This window comes from Ensifer sp. SL37, assembly GCF_026672675.1.
GTDB classification, from domain to species: Bacteria; Pseudomonadota; Alphaproteobacteria; order Rhizobiales; family Rhizobiaceae; genus Ensifer; species Ensifer adhaerens.
Window position 1 is genome coordinate 1,388,784 of the sequence record NZ_JAPPRN010000007.1, and the last position, 20,575, is coordinate 1,409,358.

Below are 20,575 nucleotides of genomic sequence, written 5' to 3' on the forward strand. Positions count from 1 at the left end.
GTTCAAACGACCAGATGTCGTTGACGCTCCGGACTGCGTTACGCTTCACGGCGAGGCGTCGCCGCTAAGAATTCTTCGGTCTTCACGAGTTCGAGCTGGACTGAATACCGATCGCTGAGCAGATCCATGGCGGCATCGTGCGTTTCGTCGGCGCCGCTATAAACCGCATCGCAAAGCACGGTGACGCCAAACCCGAGATCGATCGCGCCGAGGATGGTCGCCAGGACGCAGATATCCGTCTCGCCGCCGGTAACGACGAGGGTTTCCACGCCTTCTTGTCGAAGGTGCGAAAACAACCGGCCATCAACCCAGGGCGAATAGGTCGTTTTGTCGAAGACGCGGGCTGGCGGCACAAGGTTTTGAAACGAGGGCGGCAGCTCGAGCATTTCTTTAGGCAGGTGCTCGCCGGTCATCATCCACCATTTTTGATAGTAATCCCTCCAACTTCCCGCCGCGTCGCGTGGATTCTGGGGTGGCATAAATCGGGTGAAGATTGTGTTGCTCGCATGGCGTTCCGATATTTCGAAAAGTTGCGGTAGTACGTTTTTCATCCACGGCACGTGCCAGGGCGTCTGCTCCAAAAACATGCGTTGGGCATCGACGCAGATATGTCGCCACTTGCCGACTGCTTTCATGCCCCGGTGCCTCCTTCAAGATCAACCGAACCCGCGAACGGCGTGACTGGTTCCCGGATGCCCGGAGTTTTCTGCCACAGGCCAATCACCACAGGCACACAGAACCTTCTTGCAGGCTCCGCGTTCTCTCCTGAGACAGGAGAGCATCAATAGCCTCACAAGCAGACACACCGATTTCGACCCGATCTCACCTCACGAACGGGCATGACCAGTCCTGGGCTCAACAAACGAGAATTCACGCGACGATATCTCACACAATGAGAGGCCCCCAGCGTTTGAACACCTGAAGGCCCAGCTTAGTGACATCGCCAACGCCGCATGGGATGCCTATATGAGTCCAGAATGAGCCCCTACACCCGCAGTGCGGGACCCGGCTATAGAGATCCAGCCTACGAACTCTGTGTTGACTGGATTGCCGCGAAAAGCGATCGATGAGGCGAAAGTACGTCATGACGACAATACGTCGGCCATCTGGAATTCTGTTGGTCAACGCATCCGCGCGAAGCGAGCACACCTGTCCGGGGGAGAATCCAAGTTCTATCGCATGCTGGAGTTGGCTAAGGCGTCGATTGAAGAAAGAGGCGATGTTGACGTCGAATTCCTGTCGCTCGACCGGATAGCCTCTGAGTACGGTCGAAGCATTCACCCCCGCACGGCTTGCTTCTCCACCTCGCCAGCACTTTGTCATTGGCCCTGAGATGGACGGCTGGGCTTACCCGCGGCATCTCAAGGGCCGGATTTTCTCCGTCGTCGTGAGCGACACCGAAGGTGCGAAGAACACGCGGCGGGGCCGCGATCCACGTGGGCAGACAAGGGCGCGCCTTGAGATATGGACCGAGCCTCGTTGGTGAGCATGCAGAACCCGATGTTCTCGATGAGGTCGAGACCGTTTCGGTATCGCCTTGGTCGTGTATCAGTTTGCTTCACCTTTGATGATTGGATAAAACGGCGGCTGCCAGGCTGAAGTTCCACGAGCGCCCGATCACGCGGACGGCGCGCCGCCAAAACCGGCACTCCATCGGAGGCCAGACTACTTTGCTCTGCGTTGAGCCAGATGCATTCGAGCAGGTGCGCATCCACGGAACTTGTTTGGACCTGCTGGATTGACCAGGGTGGAGGCGCTGGTCTTGCCGAACACAATCGACGGGTAACGCACCACATACCATCGCTCTGCGCGAGGAATCTGCGATGTCTATGCTCGTCCTTGTTGCTGCTGCTTGTGGTTTCCTCGGAGTGCTGTCGCTCCTCTGGGAAGCACTGCGAACCCGGCCTCTCAGTGACTTTCACCGATCCGCCCGCTCAAGACCAACACTAGAGCCCAAAGGTCAGGCCTTCGCTTTGTCGGGCCGGTCAGAAACCGGATTGGCCTGAGCTTGATCGTGGCCGGCATCTTCATCTTTTTGACCGTCATGTAGATCGGCCGCTAGACCACGGAGCGGAACCTTGCCTGTTATCGAGAGTTTGAACGCGAGGTAGCGAGAAGGAGCGAAACCATGCCTCGAGGTGACAAGTCTGCATACACCGACAAGCAAAAGCGCAAGGCCGAGCATATTGAGGAGGGCTATGAAGACCGTGGCGTTCCGAAAAAGGAGGCCGAGCGTCGAGCCTGGGCCACGGTGAATAAGGAAAGCGGCGGCGGCAACAAGTCCGGTTCGGGCCGTGGGCACCCGGAGAGCAACGCCTCGTCTGAAAAGGGTGGAAGAAAAGGCGGACAAGCCGCTGCTTCGAGACCTAAAGCAGAGCGATCGGCCTCCGCAAAAAAGGCGGCTGCAACCCGTAAGCGCAACGCGGAAAGCGTCCATCATTGATCCACGACACAGGCGGCGGGTGCCGGTGTGGGACGTAACGTTCAAGGAGAAAACATGATGGACTGGGATCGCGTAAAGCGATCGGTCCGATCTTTACGCTCCTGGACCTCACGCCACTTGGCCGACAGGAAACCTGGCAGGACGTGCCGTCCGGCCGTACGCAGGGAGATCCATACAAGTGGTGGGGGCTTCACGACCACTACGGAACTGCGAACAAGCCTGACATCGTTAGCCCGTAGCCCCTGCTGAAGGAGGATGTCTAGCGGCTTGACGAAGTGTTCAGGATCATCGGCAAAAAGCCTGAAAAAAGATGTGGCGCAATCATGGGAAGGCGGCTCGATCATGGAAGTGTATCAAGGCTCGCCCGCGCTCGACGCCGGACTGCTTGCAGCCGCACAGGCTGTCGAACACTACGAACGGCTCGCTGAGGACCTGGGCGCTGCAGCTGGGCATGAAAGACGCCAAGCTGCTTATGACGACGCTTGACGAAGAGCAGGCGACGGAGATCGCCCTGACCGCGACCGCCACCAAGGTCGTCAATCAGACCGCCGAAAGCGGCCTGACGCAAACACCAGCCCGGCTTGATCCTTTTATCGAGCCCGGCAAAGGCTCCGGGCTCAAGCTTGGCGTCGGGACCGGGACTCTGGCAAAGCTTCCCGGCTAAAGCCGGGGGTCCAGTCTGTCGTCTCCAACTCATGATATCAGACTGCGATCACGAAAGTGCTTCCCATATCTTTGCAGCGGGATCACAGTGATGGCAGGCAAACTCTTAAGCAGGCCTCAAGTTCGGTCTGCGGATATGCCTCCAACCAAAGGAGGACAAGATGTCTTCCAACGTAGCCTCCCATCTCCCCGTTCCCCTCGATATGCTCAAACGGGTGCTCGACACCGTCGGGATATTCGATGTCGGGAGTGCGTGGCACCGCGCGAAAAGACGAGCCGCAGCTCGATTGCTGATCTCGGCTTTTCAACGCGGCACTTGCTCCGAAGCAGCGCTCGTCACCATTCTGATGAGCCAGATCGAAATGCTCTCGCCACCTTTCCCGTGTGAAGATGTCGACCGCTGGGAAAACGAAGGTGGCGGCGTACAGCCTGATCTCGCTGCAGCGCCGGAGACAGTCCATTGATCGGATGGGGCACCAATTGCCGTTTTCTTCTGCATTGCTCACTTTGGTGCCGGTAGCCGCTATCTCCTCGACAGGCAAAGCATGAGGTCACTGCCAGGCCATTGCTATCGCCGGGCCGCCGGTGAGAAGCGCCCAGCCAGACAGGAACTTCAGCAAGGCCAGATTTACAACGTTGCTCAGTTCTTCGAGTTGGTTTCCAAATCCACGGGCAAGCCGGAGGCTGCTTGGACCCGTCCCTCGATCTCGGCTGCCACCCACTCGAGAAACAGATTGTACGCGACCGCCAACAATGTGGGTCCAAGAAAGAGCCCAATCAACCCGAAGGCGAGCACCCCGCCAACCAGTCCAAACAAACTGAGCAACACCGGCAGATTGGTGTTTTGGTTGAGCAGGTACGGCCGCAGGAAATTGTCGATGCTGCTGACAAGAAGAAAACCCCACAAGCCGACGAATATCGCCCAGCCCATGGAACCTTGGAGCAGAAGCCAAAGCCCCACCGGCACCCAAAGAAACGGTGGACCACCCGGCACGAATGACAGCGCAAAAGTTAGGCAACCCAACAATACGGGCTGGGGCACACCGGCGATCCAGAAGCCGGTACCGGCAAGCAAGCCCTGCGCAAGCGCGGTTCCGATCATCCCGTAGACGACCCCCTTTACGGTCGCACCGATGACCGTCAGCAGCCTCTTGGACCGCGGGCCAGCAACGCGCTCGCTGATCTGGCGCATGAAGCCGATCATGCGACGACCATGCAGAAACAGAAAGAAGGTGATGAATATGCTGAGGGCAAGTTCAATCAGGACGCCGCCGAGGGCCGCTCCGCCTGAAAGCGCGATATCCGTGATTGGGCCTGTTAATTTCTTGAGCTCAGCTATGAACGCTGGAGCATCGTGAGCGAGGTTCTCCCAGTAGGCCGCGACGCCTTCGCCGATGATGGGTAGACCGTTGACCCAGTTGGGTGGCGCCGAAGGCCCTTCCTCCAGGACCTGCGTAATCGCTTCTGCCAGGTTCTGTATGTCGTCCACGAGCGCGGTCACAAGGAATGCAAGCGGTGCTGCCAAAGCAAAGACCACCACCATCGTCATTATCGCCGCGGCAGCGGCACGGTATCCTCCGACGGCACGTTCGCATTGGCGGTAGAGAGGCCACGTCGAAAAACAGATAACCGCAGCCCATAGCAAGGCCGACAGGAAGGGCCAAAGGACCAGCGCGCAGCCGACAAATAGAAGTGTAAGCGCACCGAGAGCGAGTAAAGAGCCTATCCAGCTGCGAAGATCTAACATTACCGATCCGCCTCCTCTGGACCGATCGCGTTTTGCCAGAAAGCGGGGCGACGCCTCGCATGGCAAGTCGCATTGGACGGACACTGCGGAAACGCTGAAACCTGGCAGCGGTCAGAGGTTCAGAACGAGTAGCTCCGACGAGCGTTGCTGAAACACTCTCGGAGCTAGGGATGCGCGTGACCGCAATAGGAGGAACTCACTGACCCATAAGGCTGCGATCCGGTCACGATGGGCCTCAAAGGGATCGCTTCGAGAAATTCGATCAGTCCAGGATAGGGGAGTGCCCGCCCGTGACGAACGGCTCAATACCAGCGACCGCGACCGTACCAGCCGCCCCCCAGCAAGAGAACAACGAGAACGATGATGAGTAGTGTGGTGATATCCATCGGGGCCTCTTGGGAGTACCTGGTTATCGTCGATCAGGATGATTGACGATGCTATTTCCTGCCGTACTCCAACGTAGGATGTAACGCGCCAAATGCGCGTTCGTTCCGGCCCCAGCGGTGGGCGACGGTAAACCCGCTCGCCATTGTTCAGAGCTGTTATTTGGCGCGACGCCAGACGCCGTTGACCATCGCCCATGACGTCTCCCGTCTTCTCTTAGCGGCTTGCCGCCATAGGCCCTCTGTGGAGCCGCACAATCATCTTCGATGACCTTTCGCGTCTCTAAAGGACCAGCAATCTCCAATTGCCGGACTACGCCTCCATAAATGAGAGCGTGATCGCCCTTGGCGCGGGGAATATAAGTTTCGCCAGCCGGCTATCTCAGGGATCTGATCGGCAAGGCGCGGCGGGAGAATTCTCCCTCGGCCCGATGCTGATGGCGTTGATGCGGGTGAAAAAGAGTGCTGGCTGGAAAGCCGGATAGTGCGATAGCGAAGCGGCTGCTAAGCTTTGATGATTGGACAAGAGGAGCAAAGCATGCCGTCTGAGCCTCGATCACCACGCCTGGCAGTCCTTATCGACGCGGACAATACCTCGGCAAAGATCGCCGACGGGTTGTTCGAAGAGGTGGCAAAGATCGGGGAGGCGAGTGTCCGCCGCATTTACGGCGATTTCTCGGGCACGCGTTCCAAGGCCTGGGCGGATGTGCTCGCGAAACACGCGATCATTCCTCAGCAGCAGTTCGCCTACACGACCGGCAAGAACGCATCAGATATCACGCTTGTGATCGACGCCATGGACCTGCTGCATAGTGGTCGTTTTGATGGTTTCTGCCTCGTTTCGTCCGATAGCGATTTCACGCGTTTGGCCGCCCGTATTCGCGAGCAGGGCATCGACGTTTTTGGCTTTGGCGAACAAAAGACTCCGGAGAGCTTCCGGCAGGCCTGCCGCCGATTCATTTACACTGAGAACCTGCTCGCAGACGCAGGGAAAGACGAACAGGATACCGCATCAGCGGCAAAGTCCTTGCAACCGGCGAGCGCCGCCGTGCCATTGATAAAAAAAGTACTTTCCCAAGAAGAAACCGAGGAAGGGTGGGTAAACCTCGGTACTGTTGGCAAACAACTGCTCAACTTGGCACCAGACTTTGATCCGCGTACCTTCGGGTTTCGAAAGCTTAGCGACCTCATCCGAAAGACCAACAAGTTCGAGGTTCAGCATGCGGAGGGCCGGCCCGTCAGCATTCGCCTGAAGCAAGGCACCAAGGCATAGTAACGATTGCAGGCATAAGCCCCTCCAACCTAAGACTCGCAACAGACAGTCAGCCGGTGACGTCGCCGTGTTCAGAGCTCCGGCAACGCCTGGGAGTGCAACCGGCGGCAGCGGTCCGCAGCGGGCTCTGAGCATGGAGTAGCGATCTCCGAACGTAGTAGGGCTTCGGCCGATGGAAGGCTGGGCAGGCGCCGGGCCGCAGCGCGTTCTATCAACGCACGCTGCGAATGTTTCTTCAGGGGCGGAGGCGACTGCCGGCCAGCTTGGGGGTATTGAGAATACGCAGCGCTCGCGCTGCATTTTTAGGGCTGAGCCCTTCCATCTTCCAGGTGCCTATTTCTGCGGTCTTTCCCGTGAAGAGGTGATAGATCGAATAGGTTCCGTCTCCGTCGAAACGGCGACCATACTGACCGAGCTGTTCAGACCTGTTCGGCGCCCCCCCTTCGGATTCCCATTCGCTGATGACGAACGCGTGTTCTTCGTGTTTGCTTTTCATCTGCAGCCATCCTTGCGGCAGCCGATGTACGGCGACACTGCTCTGCTATCGGGCGTCATGCCCTGTTCATCGGCTGCGGATTGTCTTTCGTTGCTCTCTTGCTCGTGGCCGAGTTCATCATTGCGGATGCGATACCGAGGCGAGATGTACCTGAAGCGGATTTAGCGATGTGATCGTTTCCGCCGCACGGGGTGAAATATTTGCGCGATCTCCATGGCGCACTGACAGACCGGTCGGGATCGATGGTGACACTTTAACGTTGCCAATGCGGTTAGGGTGACGGGAAGATTGCGGCTATTCGCCAGGTGCCACTATCTCGCCGAGGTCTAGCATCCAAAATGGTGGGTCGAAATGGACTGTTCGATGTTTCGTCCGGGCAACACGCTGCCCTCCTTTTCTGCGGCATACGTGAGCGAGATTCAGCCGGGATCGGCCGTTTGGCGCCAATCACTGCGCAAACAGCTCCCATCGCTTCAGCGTACTCGCACGAAGCTCATAACGACGGGGCCGCAGGTGAATATGCGAAATCGAGATCGATAAGTTTGGTAAAGCAAAAAGCCAATCTGTCGCCAAAAACAATCAAACTTCTGTATGCCTTGAATACGGCTTTACTTTGTCTATTAATTGCGAATCTGTTTTATCGAAAAATACGTTTAGACTCTATAAATATACGAGCACTGATAAATCGAGATGCGGTGGTTTTAGGCCCAAAATTATGCACGATAATTATTTTAAACGTACTTTTGAATGAACATTTCAATTGGTTGTTTACATTAAACATTTTAAAGCGCACTGTAGTAAATCTGGATTGCCATTGGCTCCTGGTCGGAGCGCGGGCCCGCAACGATCCCGATAATCACCTGATTAAAGGGAATTAATCCATGACCTTCGGACAAATCCTTGAACATGCAAAACCCTACGCCATTGGTTTGGTGGTCGGGCTTTTCTTCAGCCCAATCATCGGCTTCAATGCGGGATGGCTCACCACTACGACTGCCAGCAATCTGGCGGCAGAAACGGCCAGAGTGGACGCCTTTGCCGGCATCTGTTCAGACACCGCTGGACGAATGGCTACTGCCACCAGCACAGATCTCGCAACGCTTCAGGGCTACGCCAATCGTGCGAAGCGTGACGAACTCGTAGCGAGCATTATGGCCAACATCCAAGTTCCAGCTGACGTCGTCAGCAAGGTCAGCACGAGTTGCAGTCGCGCACTATCGTGAAGCGCGGTAACGCGGCTCGTTGGGCATCTCGACGAAAGATAGGAGATCGTTATGAAAAACCTCATCCCCGCCCGCTTCTCTACGTACGACTTCACGCGCTTGTTAGTATCGCTTGCGTTTACGCTGGCGATTGCAGTGATTGTCTATTCGGTCCTCTTCGGAAGCATCCTGTAGTCGCCTGATCATGCATGCATCCGGGCTACGAGGCTGGAAAACGTCCTGGATGGACGTGCGGGGTGCCGCGCCTTTGAAAAAAGCTGGTAAGCAATCCAGACATTAGATCTTTCAGGCGAGTAAAATGGACCCGGCGTTGGGAAGAGTTGGTCGGGACTTTATCCATGACACAGGCTCAGGCTTTCGCCTTCGCCATTCTGATCGGCCTGATGGCCGCATTCATTTGGGGACGGCTCCGCTATGACCTCATTGCGGTTCTCGCGTTGCTTGCCGCAGTTTTCACCGGGATAGTGCCCCACAAGGCAGCGTTTTCCGGCTTCGGCGATGACATTGTCATCATTGTAGCCAGCGCGCTGGTCGTCAGCGCCGCGATTGAGCGAAGTGGCGTCATAGAGGCGCTCCTCCATCGGGCGGCGCCAAGCGTGACCTCTGTCCAGGGTCAGGTTGTCATTCTCGTGACGACTGTCTCGGTTCTCTCCATCTTCATCAAGAACATCGGCGCTTTGGCGATGATGATCCCAGTCGCATTCCAGATGGCGCGCCGTTCGAAAGCCTCCCCGTCGTCTTTTCTCATGCCTATGGCGTTCGGTTCCTTGCTTGGCGGTCTCACGACTCTCGTCGGAACATCGCCAAATATCGTCGTCTCCCGGATGCGCGAGGAACTGACGGGCCGCCCTTTCAACATGTTCGATTTCACCCCCGTCGGCGTAGGGCTTGCCGCAGCGGGCGTGATCTTTCTGGCGTTTGGTTACCGGCTGCTTCCAAAGGAGCGCAAGGCGGCCGCGACAATGGAGAAGGCGCTGAACATTAACGACTACATGACAGAGGCCCGCATCACTGCGACTTCGTCCGTCATCGGCAAGTCGATCCGTCACCTGTCCATCTTGTTGGACGAGGAGGTTCTGGTCACTGGCCTCATTCGCAATCGGGTCGAACCGCTGATGCCCCTGCCGGAGGTCATTCTCCATCAAGGCGATATCGTTTTGTTGGAAGGAGACCCTCAGGCGCTCGAACGGGGCATCAGTCGTGCGCGTTTGGAACTTGAGGGGCACGACCGCCCGACGGAAGCGAAGGGAGCCGATGAGGAGATTGCCGGAATTGAAGCAGTGATCGGCCCGAAATCAGTCTTGATCGGGCAAACCGCCAAGCGTTTGGCACTGCATGATCGCTTCAATATCAATCTACTCGCGGTAAGCCGAAGCAGCGAACGATTCACTGATCGATTGCGCGACATCGCTTTAAGACCAGGCGACGTTCTCGTTTTGAAGGGCGATCTCGTGCTTCTCCCGACCAGGTTGATGGAACTCGGTCTTCTTCCGTTGGTCGGGCGCGAAATCCGCTTGGGGAACCCCCGAAAAGGCCTGATGCCGGTGGTGGTCCTGGCTGGCGCCATGGTGCTAACGGCATTCGGCCTGCTGCCCGTCGCCACGGCCTTCTTTACGGCTGCTGTGCTGACGGTAATGCTCGGTTCACTTTCGCTTCGGGAAGCTTACGAGGCTGTCGATTGGCCCATACTGATAATGCTGGGCGCTCTCATTCCGGTCAGCGAGTCGATCCGTGCAACCGGTGGTGCCGACCTAATCGCCGGCGGCCTCGCTCAACTTGCTACCACGTTGCCTCCCTATGGGGCCCTTGCAATGATCATGGTGGTCGCAATGGCCGCAACACCGTTCCTGAACAATGCAGCCACCGTTCTCGTCGTCGCGCCGATCGCTGTTACGCTTGCTCAGCGCCTTGGCTACAATCCGGACGCCTTTTTGATGGCAGTCGCAGTGGGGGCGGCTTGTGATTTTCTTACGCCTGTTGGACACCAGTGCAACACCTTGGTGTTGGGACCCGGCGGTTATCGTTTCAGCGATTATTGGAAGTTGGGGCTGCCGCTCTCGTTCATTGTGGTCGTGCTGGGCGTGCCTCTGATCCTATGGTTTTGGCCACCGCTTTAGCGCAAGCGTCGTTTCAATTCCACTTTCAGGTTCACCGTGGTGGCACCCAAGGTCTGTCGGTGGCACGGGAGGCCAGCACGTCAGACGCGGAATTCTAGTCCGCTCTGTTCGAAAATCGCGTAGACGGGCTGCTACTATGCCCGGCCGCGTCTATCGCGAGTTGGGGGGCAGCAATCGCCGATCCAGACAGAAAACGCCGAGCGGCGCCGACGGAGCAAGCTACTACCATCTGCCAGGAGACGTCAGCCAGATCAGCGCCAGGAGACCCAGGGCTGCGGAGATGACGGAAGCGCCGAGGATGCCGAGCTTGACGGAGTCAGAAGCTCGGCGATGAACAGAGCAGCGATGATGGACATGCCCAGGTTCCCTTCGAAGGAACCGCCTTCCGGCAGAGAAAGGCGTAATATTGCGTTCTATAAAGGGAAGAACGGCGTGGACGCGACAAGCTCGCTGGCCCACCTTCAGGACATCGCACAATCGGCCGGCGGACTCTCTTGGCGAGGCTGTAGATCTTAACGAAAGCGGCGAGGTCGCGACGCCTGTGGTAGCGTGGCGGTGCAACTGATCGTTTCAGAGACGGCCTTCGGAGGCGTTGGAAGCAGCCGCGGCGCACTTCGCGGAGGCCCTTCTTTCGGCATCAGGCAATCCCTGTTTGTGCCGCGATTCCAGAGAGATCGCACAATGTATCGACTGGAATTCCGCCTTGCGACGAAACGAACGGCCGCGCCTCCCCAAGGCCATAGGGCGATCGGTTCTTCGTGGGGACCCGCAGGCTCCAGACCTGGCGATGATCATTGATATGGCATCCCGGGCGTGCGACTCGACGCTCTCGCCTCCGCATCTCAGTTGCGGTTACGAGCTTGTTCACATCAAAACAGACTGTTCTTCACGGATGATCACAGTTTGCTACCATCCCAACGTGCGTTGAAAGCACATGTGCTGGTGCGGACGCGTCAGTGGCTCCCGACCCCTTGGTCACGCGATCGCCGACCCAACCCTCTCGAAGTTCAAGCCGCGATGCCACCGCCTGCGGTTGCTTTGCCGGAAGTTTTCAATAACTTGCGATTTCATTAGAAATCAGTCGGAACGTGCAGATCCTTGCACGCAAGCCCGCGCCGCAATGAATGAAGTCTATGAACCCGTCATTTGAAACGACTGCAAGCTCTGAGGTCGCCCATGCCGAGCACTTGGGATTGCCACGGTCTCGATTCGACACCACCACCATGCGGCAGAAAGACGCCCATCTGATGTGGTGTGAGTCGATCGGCGTACTGTTCGATACGCGGCTTCGGGCGCCGACCGAAGTCCCATTTTTTGCCAGTGTCGATGCGGCCCTGATCGGAGGCGTCGGCGTTGCACGCACCCGATCAACAAGCCAGGATTTCGATCGATCCCGTTACAAAATCGCCCGGGACGGCATGGATGGGTATCTCGTACAGTTCTATCTCAGTGGTGAGAGTGGAAGCCGTCGAACCTCCGGCAGTGTCGCACGCCCTGGCGACCTCTATGTGATCGATATGGCTCAGCCCCTCGCCACATCCACGATCGATCACGAGCATCTCAGCCTCGTCATCCCTCGCCAGATGCTAGCTCCCCGTCTGAAGCGCCCGAACGACAGTCATGAATTGGTCCTGCCGGCGAGAATGCCGCTGGTTTCGCTCCTGAGGGACACGCTCGGCAGCCTTCACAAGCAGCTGGATCATATCTCCGTCGGCGACGCGGAAGCGGTCCTGTCTCCGCTGCTTGATCTTGCCGGCGCCGCGATCAACAGCCAGACGAGCGAAGGCAATGCAGCAAGCGTCGGCCATGCGCTGTCGATCGCGGTCAGGCGCTACATAACTGACCAGTTGCTCGAACCCGATCTGACCGTAGAGCGTGTCATGGCCGCATTCGGGCTGTCGCGCCGAACGGTCTACCGCCTTCTGGAACAGGTTGGGGGATTTTCGGTTTTCCTGGCGCAGCAGCGCCTGCGGCGCGCCTTCGTAAACCTTCGATCGCCGGATTATAGACATGTCGCGATTGCGGACCTCGCCTTAGCCCATGGCTTTACCAACGCGGCAAATTTCAGCCGCGCATTTCGCCGCGAATTCGGCCTGTCGCCGCGGGAGCTACGCCATCTTTCGGCGCACCATCCGGCCCTGCTGAAATCCTCACCCGGATTGTCGGCGACCGACTGGTCACAATGGATCGGCCTGATCGGGCGATAGGGACCTCTGCGACAAGCGTTGGGCGTGGTGGCGAGACAGCCGATCTGGCAGTAAACGCAGGGTCATTGGCACGTGGTGCGCATTTCCACGTCTGCCCGCCTCCGACAATTGAAGACGGCACTTTCTCCGAGCTAACACGAAGCGCGCCTGCCATGGCGCGGTTTTTGTTGAGAGAAATCCGTCATGCCAAGCTATCGATCGGCCACGTCCGCACGCTCCTGCAACCGAGCCGTTCGTGTGGCAAGCGGCATCACCCACGATACGATGCCGTCTGACGGCAGCCGCGAGCGAAAGTGCATCGGCACGCCGGTGGAGGCTGTGCCGAAGGCTGAAAAGACGCAGGGGTTTCGGCGCAATCAAATTCGGCTGCTGACAGCCCTCATCTTCCTTTTTTCCGGCCTCGTGGCGGTTGCGGGAGAAGCGTTCGCCGGGTCGAAAGGGTGCGAGAATATCGTTGCTGATCTGAACGGGAAGGACGTCGGATTTCTCACGAAGGCCTATCCCAATAGCGATTTTCATGCGACGGATCAGCTTCATATCGATCTGATCCGCAATCCATCCTTTTGGGAGAGCGCGTATTTCAATGCGTTTGCGGGAAGTGGAACCCCATATATCGAGGCCAGTTATGATGGCGGCGTTGTAACTGGCAATGAATCCGCATCGTTTTCCGGGCAGGACCTTGTCCTAGGCGGCATTTATGTCGAAGCCATAAACTATAGCCAGACGACCTCTCCCTGGCGTATGGACGTCGTCTGCGTCACGAAGAGCAACCCGCTGGACGCCGTTCTTTCCGGTCTCACGCTGTCGAGCGGCAATCTCGAGCCGGCCTTCAACACCGCGACAACGACCTATAGGGCCACCGTGGCCAACAGCGTGTCCACCCTTGGCGTGACACCGTCCACCCCTGGAAGCACTGCGACGTTGAAGATCAACGGGGCCAGCGCTGTGTCGGGTGCATCGTCCGCGGTGCCACTCAATGTTGGCGATAATACGCTCACCGTCACTGTCATGACCGAGGACCGCACGATCAAGCGGACCTATTTGGTGGTCGTCACCCGCGCCGCACCGCCCACGATCATGAGCGTTGCGCCGTACATCGGAAGCACCGCCGGTGGACAATCCGTGACCATCACCGGCACCAACTTCATCGGTGTGAGTGCCGTTGCATTCGGCGGCGTTCCCGCCACCACGTTCACCGTCGATAGTGCCACCCGGATTACCGCCACTGCACCGGCACGAGCGGCCGGCCCGGCCGATGTGACCGTGACGACCGTGGGCAACAGTTCCGTGACGCGCGCAAACGGCTATACCTATGTCGCCGCGCCGGTTGTCACCGCCGTCAAGCCGCTCAATACGCCCGCACGAACCTACGCGATCGGCGCCACGCTGCTGTTCGACGTGGAGTTCGATCAGCACATCGCTAGCAACGGGGGGCCGTACGTGAAGGCTGTCTTTGGGGCTGTCGAGCGGCGGATCAACCTGATCGGCGCCGTCTTTAACACCATGACGTTTTCCTACACGGTTGCCGAAAACGACCTCGACGAAGACGGAATCGCAATCTCGTCAATGGCGCGCGGGGGGGCAACGATCACGGACTACAACCGCCTAGTGGATGCAGATATCACACTTCGCAATATTGCCGACACATCAGGCATCAGGATCGATGGCGTCCGGCCCACGGTCGCGTCAATCAATCCCGCTGCAACGGGCACGGTATTCGACGTGGTATTCTCCGAACCAGTCACGGCCGTAGACATTGGCAAGTTCAACCTGGTGAAAACAGGAACGGCGCAAGGCACGATTGACAGTGTGTCGGGATCGGGATCGGCCTATCAGGTGCGTGTGGCGGATGTTTCGGGAGACGGCACCTTGGCTCTCACTCTGTCCACCGGCACAGGGATCAAGGATAGCGCCGGCAACGAGATGACCGGTGGGTTCACCGGCGGCACGCCCATGATCGTCGCGCCGCCCTCGAGCGACGCAAGCCTCTCGGACATAGGCGTTTCGAGCGGCACGCTTGCCCCGGCCTTCGACGCCGCCACGACCAGCTACACGGTCTCGGTGGGCAATAGCGTTTCCGCCATCACCGTCACGCCGGCCAAAGCACATCCCAGCGCCGTCGTCTCGGTCAACGGGACCGTCATCACGGCGCCGGGCAGCCTTCCCGTCAATCTACAAGTCGGCGACAACGCCATAAGCATCGTGGTTACGGCGCAGGACGCCGTCACCAAGGAGACATACGACATCGTCGTCAATCGCGCGGGCGCAGTTCCGGATGCTCCGACCGCTGTCAGCGCTGCGTCGGGTGACGGCGAGGCGACGGTCAGCTTCACCGCCCCTGTGAATACCGGAACCACACCGATTAGCAGCTATACCGTGACGGCTGATCCGGGTGGTGCCGCAACAACCGGCGGATCAAGTCCCATCACCGTGAACGGCCTTGCCAACGGCACGGCCTACACATTCCAAGTCACGGCCACTAATAGCATCGGCCCCGGTCCGGCCTCCAATGCTTCCAATTCGGTCACACCGAAGCCTGCGCCGATCGCCGACGCTGTGACTGCGACGGTTGCAGCAAACTCCTCGGCGAACCCGATTGCGCTCAGCCTCAGTGGCGGTGCGGCGGACGCAGTGGCCATCGGCACGCAGCCGACGCACGGCACGGTTTCGGTATCGGGACTCGCGATCACCTACACTCCGACACCTGGGTACTCCGGTTCCGACAGCTTCACCTATACCGCCACCAACACCACCGGCACGTCCGCCGCCGCGCTCGTGACGATAACCGTTTCTGCGCCGACCCTCACCTTCTCGCCGCCGGCTGGCACCCTACCGGGCGGAACGGCCGCGACCGCTTATGGTGGCGCCACCGTCACGGCCGCAGCCGGCACCGCGCCCTACACCTACGCCGTCAACGGCACGCTGCCCGATGGGCTGACACTCGACCAAGCGTCCGGTCTTATCTCGGGAACGCCGACGGCCGCTGGAGACTACACCTTTACGGTCACGGCCACCGACGCCAACAACGCCACGGGGACAGCGGCCTACTCGATCGCGATCGCGGTCCAGGCGCCGACCGTCGGCGATGTGAGCGCGACGGTCGCGGCAAACTCCACGGCGAACGCGGTAGCGCTCGATCTCGGCGGCGGGGTTGCCGATACGCTGGCCATCGGGACGTCGCCATCCCACGGCACAGCTTCAGTTTCGGGACTTGCGATCAGCTATACACCGACACCAGGCTATTCCGGCTCCGACAGCTTCACCTACACCGCCACCAACACCACCGGTACGTCGAATGCGGCGACTGTGACCATCACCGTTTCTGCGCCGACCCTCAGCTTCTCGCCCGTGGCCGGCGCCTTGCCCGGCGGTACCGCCAAAACCGCCTACAGCGGCGTCACGGTCGCGGCATCAGCCGGCACCGCCCCCTACATCTACGCCGTCAACGGCACGCTGCCGGACGGGTTGACGCTCGATCCAGCGTCCGGCCTCATATCGGGAACGCCGATGACCGCCGGGGACTACCCGTTCACGATCACGGCCACCGACGCCAACAACGCCACGGGGACGGCAGCCTACTCGATCGCCATTGCGGTCGAGGCGCCGACCACCGGCAATGTGAGCGCAACGGTCGCAGCGAACTCCACGGCCAACCCCGTCACACCCGATCTCGGCGGCGGGATCGCCGATACTCTGACCATCGGCACGCAGGCGACGCACGGCACGGCTTCGGTGTCGGGACTGGCGATCACCTACACCCCGACACCGGGCTATTCCGGCTCCGACAGGTTCACCTACACCGCCACCAATGCCACCGGCACGTCCACGGCGTCGACGGTGACGATCACCATCACCGCCCCCACCCTCAGTTTCTCGCCCTCAGCGGGCACGTTGACCGAGGGTATCGTCGGGACAGCCTATGACGTCACCCTCGTCGCGTCGGCCGGCACCGCGCCCTATCGCTATGCCGTGACTTCAGGCGCACTGCCTGCAGGCCTTGCGCTCGATGGCATCACCGGTCGCATTTCGGGGATGCCGACGACGGCCGGAAGCTACAATTTCACCGTGACAGCGACCGACACCAACAACGCAACCGGAACCGCAAGCTACTCGATCGCCATCGTCATCCAGGCTCCGACAGCCAACGATGTGCGGTCGACTGTCGCAGCAAACTCCGCAGCCAACCCGATCAGGCTCGATCTCACCGGCGGCCCAGCGAATTCCGTGGCCGTCGGCGCCCAGCCGGCGCACGGCACGGCCGCGGTGTCGGGACTGGCGATCACCTACACCCCGACACCGGGCTATTCCGGTTCCGACAGCTTCACCTACGTGGCCACCAACGCCACCGGCACCTCCCCTGCCGCAGCGGTGGCGATCACAGTGACAGCACCGACGCTCACCTTCTCGCCGCCGGCTGGTGCGCTGGCGAGTGGAACCGCCGGAAGCGCCTATAGCGGCATCACCGTCACCGCCTCGGCCGGAGGCGCGCCCTATCGATATGCGATCACATCGGGCCAGCTTCCTGCGGGCCTCGAGCTCGACGGCGCGACCGGCGCGATCGGCGGCACTCCAACCCGGGCCGCAAACCACGATTTCACCGTGACGGCGACAGATGCCAACAACGCTGCGGGAACCGCGCGCTATTCGATCGTGGTTGCAGCGGCTCCGGTCGATTTCACCTTCGAGCCACCCGCTGGAGCGCTCGCGGAAGCCATGGCCGGCGAGGACTACAGCCAGCCGATCGCCGCCAAAGGCGGAACCGGCCCAATGCTCTATCGCCTTGCATCCGGCGCTTTGCCTAACGGCATGGTCCTCAACGTTTCAACCGGTCAGCTGACCGGCCCGTTGGCCGCCGACGCCGGAGGCAGTTACTCGTTCACGATCGAGGTTTGCGACACCAACGGCGCAACGGGAACGGCGAGCTATACCGTGAAAGTCCAAGCTCGCACCATCACGGTCGCCGACAAAGTGGTCGATGTCCCGGCCGGATCGGCACCGCCTGATGTCTATCTCAATCGCGGCGCCACCGGCGGCCCGTTCACAGCGGCCGAGACGATCTTTGTCGAGCCGGCCCAAGCCGGAACGGCATCCATCATCCAGGGCGAACTGGCACAGGTCGGTCCGGTCGCCGCCCCGGTTGGCTGGTATCTGAAATTCACGCCCAACAGGGCCTACTCCGGCCAGGTGCGCGTCGGCTTCCGCATGGTCAGTGCGCTCGGTACTTCCAACACCGGGACCGTGACCTACAATCTCGCCTTCGATGCGTCCGGGCATGCCGCGGAGATCGATGCGCTCGTGCGTGACTTCGTGCGGACGCGGCAGAACCTGATCGCCTCGACCATCAAGGTGCCGGGTCTGCTCGACCGGCGGCGGATGGCCGTAGGAACGGACACGGTCACCACGCGCGTGACACCTTCCACCGATGGGGTCACACTCGGCTTTTCCACAAGCCTTGCCCAAATGGAGGCCGCGCGCGACAGGGCCGATGGGGTTGACCAGGCTGAAGCCTCGCCCTTCAACATCTGGCTCGACAGCACGTTCCTGATGCACCGCCGCAAGGACGACGACGACAGGTGGGGCAACTTCGGCATGGTCTCGCTTGGCGCAGACTATCTGCTGTCGGAGAAAGCACTGCTCGGCGTGTCCTTCCATTACGACCGGATGACCGACCCGACCGACGAGGATGCGGAGCTGTTCGGCGATGGCTGGCTGGCCGGTCCCTATGCTTCCTTCGAACTCGGCAAGGGCATCTTCTGGGATTCGAGCCTGCTCTATGGCGGCTCGTCCAACACCATCGACACGACTGCCCTTGACGGCACGTTCGACACGCGCCGGTTTCTGCTGGACACGGCGGTCATGGGGCAATGGCAGCTTGATGATGCAACGGTGTTTAAGCCGGCGCTGCGGGCCGTCTATTTCTCTGAAACGGTTGATGACTACGGGGTGAGGAATGGCACCGGCGACGAGATCGACCTCAAGGGCTTTACCGAAGAGCAGCTGAGGGTGAGCCTGGGGGCGGAGATCGCCCGGCCGTTCACCCTCGATAACGACAGGATCCTGACACCCAAACTCGGCGGCACGCTCGGATACTCCGGCCTTGATGGGGCGGGCCTCTTCGGTTCGCTCTCGGCCGCCCTGTCGCTGCAAACTGGGGAGAGCTGGTCGATTGACACCGGTCTGCTATTCAACATCGAAGGCGACGGCGAGACATCTGCGGGCGCAAAGGTTGGGGTCAGGGGACGCTTCTGAATAAGCTATCAGGCATCGCTACTGCATCCAATCTCTTGAAGCGATCGACGACCATTAGTCCACGTGCTTGGATTGACGTTGCTATCGGCAATTTTGTGGAGGACAATGACGGATCCTGGATCTGAGAGGCGACAGCCATTGGACTTCGAGAAAATCGGCCGAGCACGCCTCATGATACGGCTGCCACGACACCGCAAACAGCTCTCAGAATTGCGATTTCTGGCATTGAGCACTCTGATCGAAGCCTACGGCCTAGCTGTAGTCACTCGCAATGAGTTGAGCGAGCATGCCATGTCTGATGAACCGCTGAAGGCTGAATACACCGACAAATGCCAGGCGATCGAAGACGAGGTGGTGACGTTGCTCACTAATATAAGCCCTCGTTTCGTCAATTGACTCCAGCTGCGGCATTGGCTGCGTTGGGCAAGACCCCGACCGCCACCTACAGCGCTTACTGCAATCACGCGTTAACCGTCACGCGAGGCGATCACGGCGAACGACAAAACAGCCATCGATGTCATCTATCGCCACGACTCCGAGTAGCGCCATGTCCTGATGGATTTCCGATTTTAGGATGTCGATAGCTTTACGGATAGCCGGACTGCCGGCCACAACCGCCGCGTAGAGGAAGGGCCGCCCGACAAAAACGAAGCGTGCGCCCAACGCCAGTGCCTTGATTATATCGGTGCCGCGCCGGAAGCCGCCGTCGACCATGACTGTGGTTTTGTTGCCGATCCGAGCAACGATCTCAGGAAGCGCGCTTAAGGGCGACATGGTGCCGTCGAGTTGACGCCCGCCGTGATTGGACACGATCAACCCATCCGCGCCCACGTCATGCACGCGCGAAGCGTCGTCTGGATGCAAAACACCTTTGACGACGAGTTTTCCCGGCCAACGCGCGCGAATGCGCTCAAGGTGGTCCCAATTCAGGTGATCCCGCCGCCCGAAATCGCGCATGATGTTCGACGAAATGATCGGCGCTCCACGGTCCGCATAGGAGTTTTCAAAATGCGGGACGCCCTGCGTCACCAGAGTGCGTAGAAAGGTGCCGATCGTCCATCGCGGATGGGAAATGCCCTGCCACGCCAAACGCAGGCTCGGGCGCAGGGGAGTAGAGAAGCCGGCGCGTATATTGTTCTCGCGATTTGCCAATGTCGCTGTGTCGACCGTGAGGACCAGCGTCTGAAAACCGGCGCGTTGCACGCGGTCGACAAGTGCATCAATCCGATCGGGTTCTCCTGGAAGATATGCCTGGAACCACGAGCCCGGGGCGGCACCAGCGACTTCTTCGAGCCGTGTTAGCGACGATCCGCTCATGATCATGGGAATTCGACCCTTTGCGGCCGCCTCGGCCAGCGCAACGTCGCCGCGGTAGGCCATCAGCGCACTGATACCCATAGGCGCGATCCCAAACGGCGCGTCATATGTTTCGCCGAGAAGCGTCGTCCGCGTGCTGCGCCCGGAGACGTCTCGAAGGACACGCGGCCGAAACGCATACGCGTCGAAGTCCTCTGAATTGTAGCGCAGAGACGCATTGGTTTCGCTTGCACCCGCGATGTAGCCGAACAGCGGGCGCGGAAGGCGACGCCTGGCCGCAGTTTCAAAATCATTCAAGCAGAGATACTTTTGAAGGGGATCGCCCATTATTTGTCCACCAAAGTCGCTGGCCGCAGCTTCCAACGATCAGGTTGCCGGGGCAATGACGCCTTACATCATTTCGCGAAAAAACGGCCGCGCGAAGCGGCCGTCATGGAGCGTCGTTATCAACCGGTGG

15 protein-coding genes and 1 pseudogene are annotated in these 20,575 nt (G+C 59.6%); 11 read left to right on the top strand and 5 right to left on the bottom strand.

The window, feature by feature from the left end; translation table 11 throughout:
• Positions 1–38 precede the first annotated feature (38 nt).
• Positions 39–635, bottom strand: coding sequence for a cysteine hydrolase family protein (locus OVA00_RS38815; RefSeq protein ID WP_112975838.1), 597 nt, complete (start codon positions 633–635; stop codon positions 39–41).
• A gap of 403 nt (positions 636–1,038) precedes the next feature.
• Between OVA00_RS38815 and OVA00_RS38820 the strand changes: the two genes are divergently transcribed.
• The 4 genes and pseudogenes from OVA00_RS38820 to OVA00_RS38840 all read left to right on the top strand — a co-directional run bounded on the left by OVA00_RS38820 (position 1,039) and on the right by OVA00_RS38840 (position 3,570).
• Positions 1,039–1,332, top strand: a complete 294-nt coding sequence (locus tag OVA00_RS38820) for a hypothetical protein (RefSeq protein ID WP_162728758.1) — start codon at positions 1,039–1,041, stop codon at positions 1,330–1,332.
• 796 nt (positions 1,333–2,128) lie between these two features.
• A complete protein-coding gene (locus tag OVA00_RS38825; protein ID WP_029742638.1) occupies positions 2,129–2,443 on the top strand; it encodes a hypothetical protein in 315 nt (104 codons plus the stop codon).
• Positions 2,444–2,706: 263 nt separating this feature from the next.
• Positions 2,707–2,999 (top strand): annotated as a pseudogene (locus OVA00_RS38835) (DUF892 family protein); the annotation flags it as partial.
• Positions 3,000–3,267: 268 nt separating this feature from the next.
• The gene (locus OVA00_RS38840) at positions 3,268–3,570 is read left to right on the top strand and encodes a hypothetical protein (protein WP_268091037.1); all 303 of its coding nucleotides are present in this window, start codon (positions 3,268–3,270) and stop codon (positions 3,568–3,570) included.
• 176 nt (positions 3,571–3,746) lie between these two features.
• Here OVA00_RS38840 and OVA00_RS38845 read toward each other — a convergent pair whose 3' ends face one another.
• Entirely contained in the window at positions 3,747–4,853 is a 1,107-nt protein-coding gene (locus OVA00_RS38845; RefSeq protein ID WP_268091038.1) for an AI-2E family transporter, read from the bottom strand.
• A gap of 921 nt (positions 4,854–5,774) precedes the next feature.
• Here OVA00_RS38845 and OVA00_RS38850 point away from each other — a divergent pair.
• Positions 5,775–6,509, top strand: coding sequence for an NYN domain-containing protein (locus OVA00_RS38850; protein WP_029742642.1), 735 nt, complete (start codon positions 5,775–5,777; stop codon positions 6,507–6,509).
• Between the two features lie 235 nt (positions 6,510–6,744).
• Here the strand turns inward: OVA00_RS38850 and OVA00_RS38855 are convergent, their stop codons facing one another.
• A complete protein-coding gene (locus tag OVA00_RS38855; RefSeq protein ID WP_060610108.1) occupies positions 6,745–7,005 on the bottom strand; it encodes a hypothetical protein in 261 nt (86 codons plus the stop codon).
• A gap of 881 nt (positions 7,006–7,886) precedes the next feature.
• Between OVA00_RS38855 and OVA00_RS38860 the strand changes: the two genes are divergently transcribed.
• The 4 genes from OVA00_RS38860 to OVA00_RS38875 all read left to right on the top strand — a co-directional run bounded on the left by OVA00_RS38860 (position 7,887) and on the right by OVA00_RS38875 (position 12,552).
• A complete protein-coding gene (locus OVA00_RS38860) occupies positions 7,887–8,228 on the top strand; it encodes a hypothetical protein (protein ID WP_029742644.1) in 342 nt (113 codons plus the stop codon).
• Between the two features lie 51 nt (positions 8,229–8,279).
• The gene (locus OVA00_RS38865) at positions 8,280–8,402 is read left to right on the top strand and encodes a hypothetical protein (protein ID WP_029742645.1); all 123 of its coding nucleotides are present in this window, start codon (positions 8,280–8,282) and stop codon (positions 8,400–8,402) included.
• Between the two features lie 164 nt (positions 8,403–8,566).
• Positions 8,567–10,345 (top strand): SLC13 family permease, encoded by a 1,779-nt coding sequence (locus tag OVA00_RS38870; RefSeq protein WP_113189009.1) that lies wholly within the window; start codon positions 8,567–8,569, stop codon positions 10,343–10,345.
• A 1,133-nt stretch (positions 10,346–11,478) separates the two neighbouring features.
• Positions 11,479–12,552, top strand: coding sequence for a helix-turn-helix domain-containing protein (locus tag OVA00_RS38875; RefSeq protein WP_268091039.1), 1,074 nt, complete (start codon positions 11,479–11,481; stop codon positions 12,550–12,552).
• Here the strand turns inward: OVA00_RS38875 and OVA00_RS38880 are convergent.
• Positions 12,523–13,089 carry a hypothetical protein gene (locus OVA00_RS38880; protein WP_268091040.1) on the bottom strand — a complete coding sequence of 189 codons (567 nt, stop codon included), beginning with the start codon at positions 13,087–13,089 and terminating at the stop codon, positions 12,523–12,525. The two genes, OVA00_RS38875 and OVA00_RS38880, sit on opposite strands and share 30 nt — an antisense overlap.
• Positions 13,090–13,293: 204 nt before the next feature.
• Here OVA00_RS38880 and OVA00_RS38885 point away from each other — a divergent pair, with 204 nt between their 5' ends.
• Both OVA00_RS38885 and OVA00_RS38890 read left to right on the top strand, forming a co-directional pair.
• Positions 13,294–18,801 (top strand): putative Ig domain-containing protein, encoded by a 5,508-nt coding sequence (locus OVA00_RS38885; RefSeq protein WP_268091041.1) that lies wholly within the window; start codon positions 13,294–13,296, stop codon positions 18,799–18,801.
• 138 nt (positions 18,802–18,939) lie between these two features.
• Entirely contained in the window at positions 18,940–19,197 is a 258-nt protein-coding gene (locus OVA00_RS38890; RefSeq protein WP_127890887.1) for a hypothetical protein, read from the top strand.
• A gap of 78 nt (positions 19,198–19,275) precedes the next feature.
• On the opposite strand, the gene OVA00_RS38895 is transcribed toward OVA00_RS38890, so the two are convergent.
• Positions 19,276–20,445, bottom strand: coding sequence for an alpha-hydroxy acid oxidase (locus OVA00_RS38895; protein ID WP_268091042.1), 1,170 nt, complete (start codon positions 20,443–20,445; stop codon positions 19,276–19,278).
• Positions 20,446–20,575: the final 130 nt, after the last annotated feature.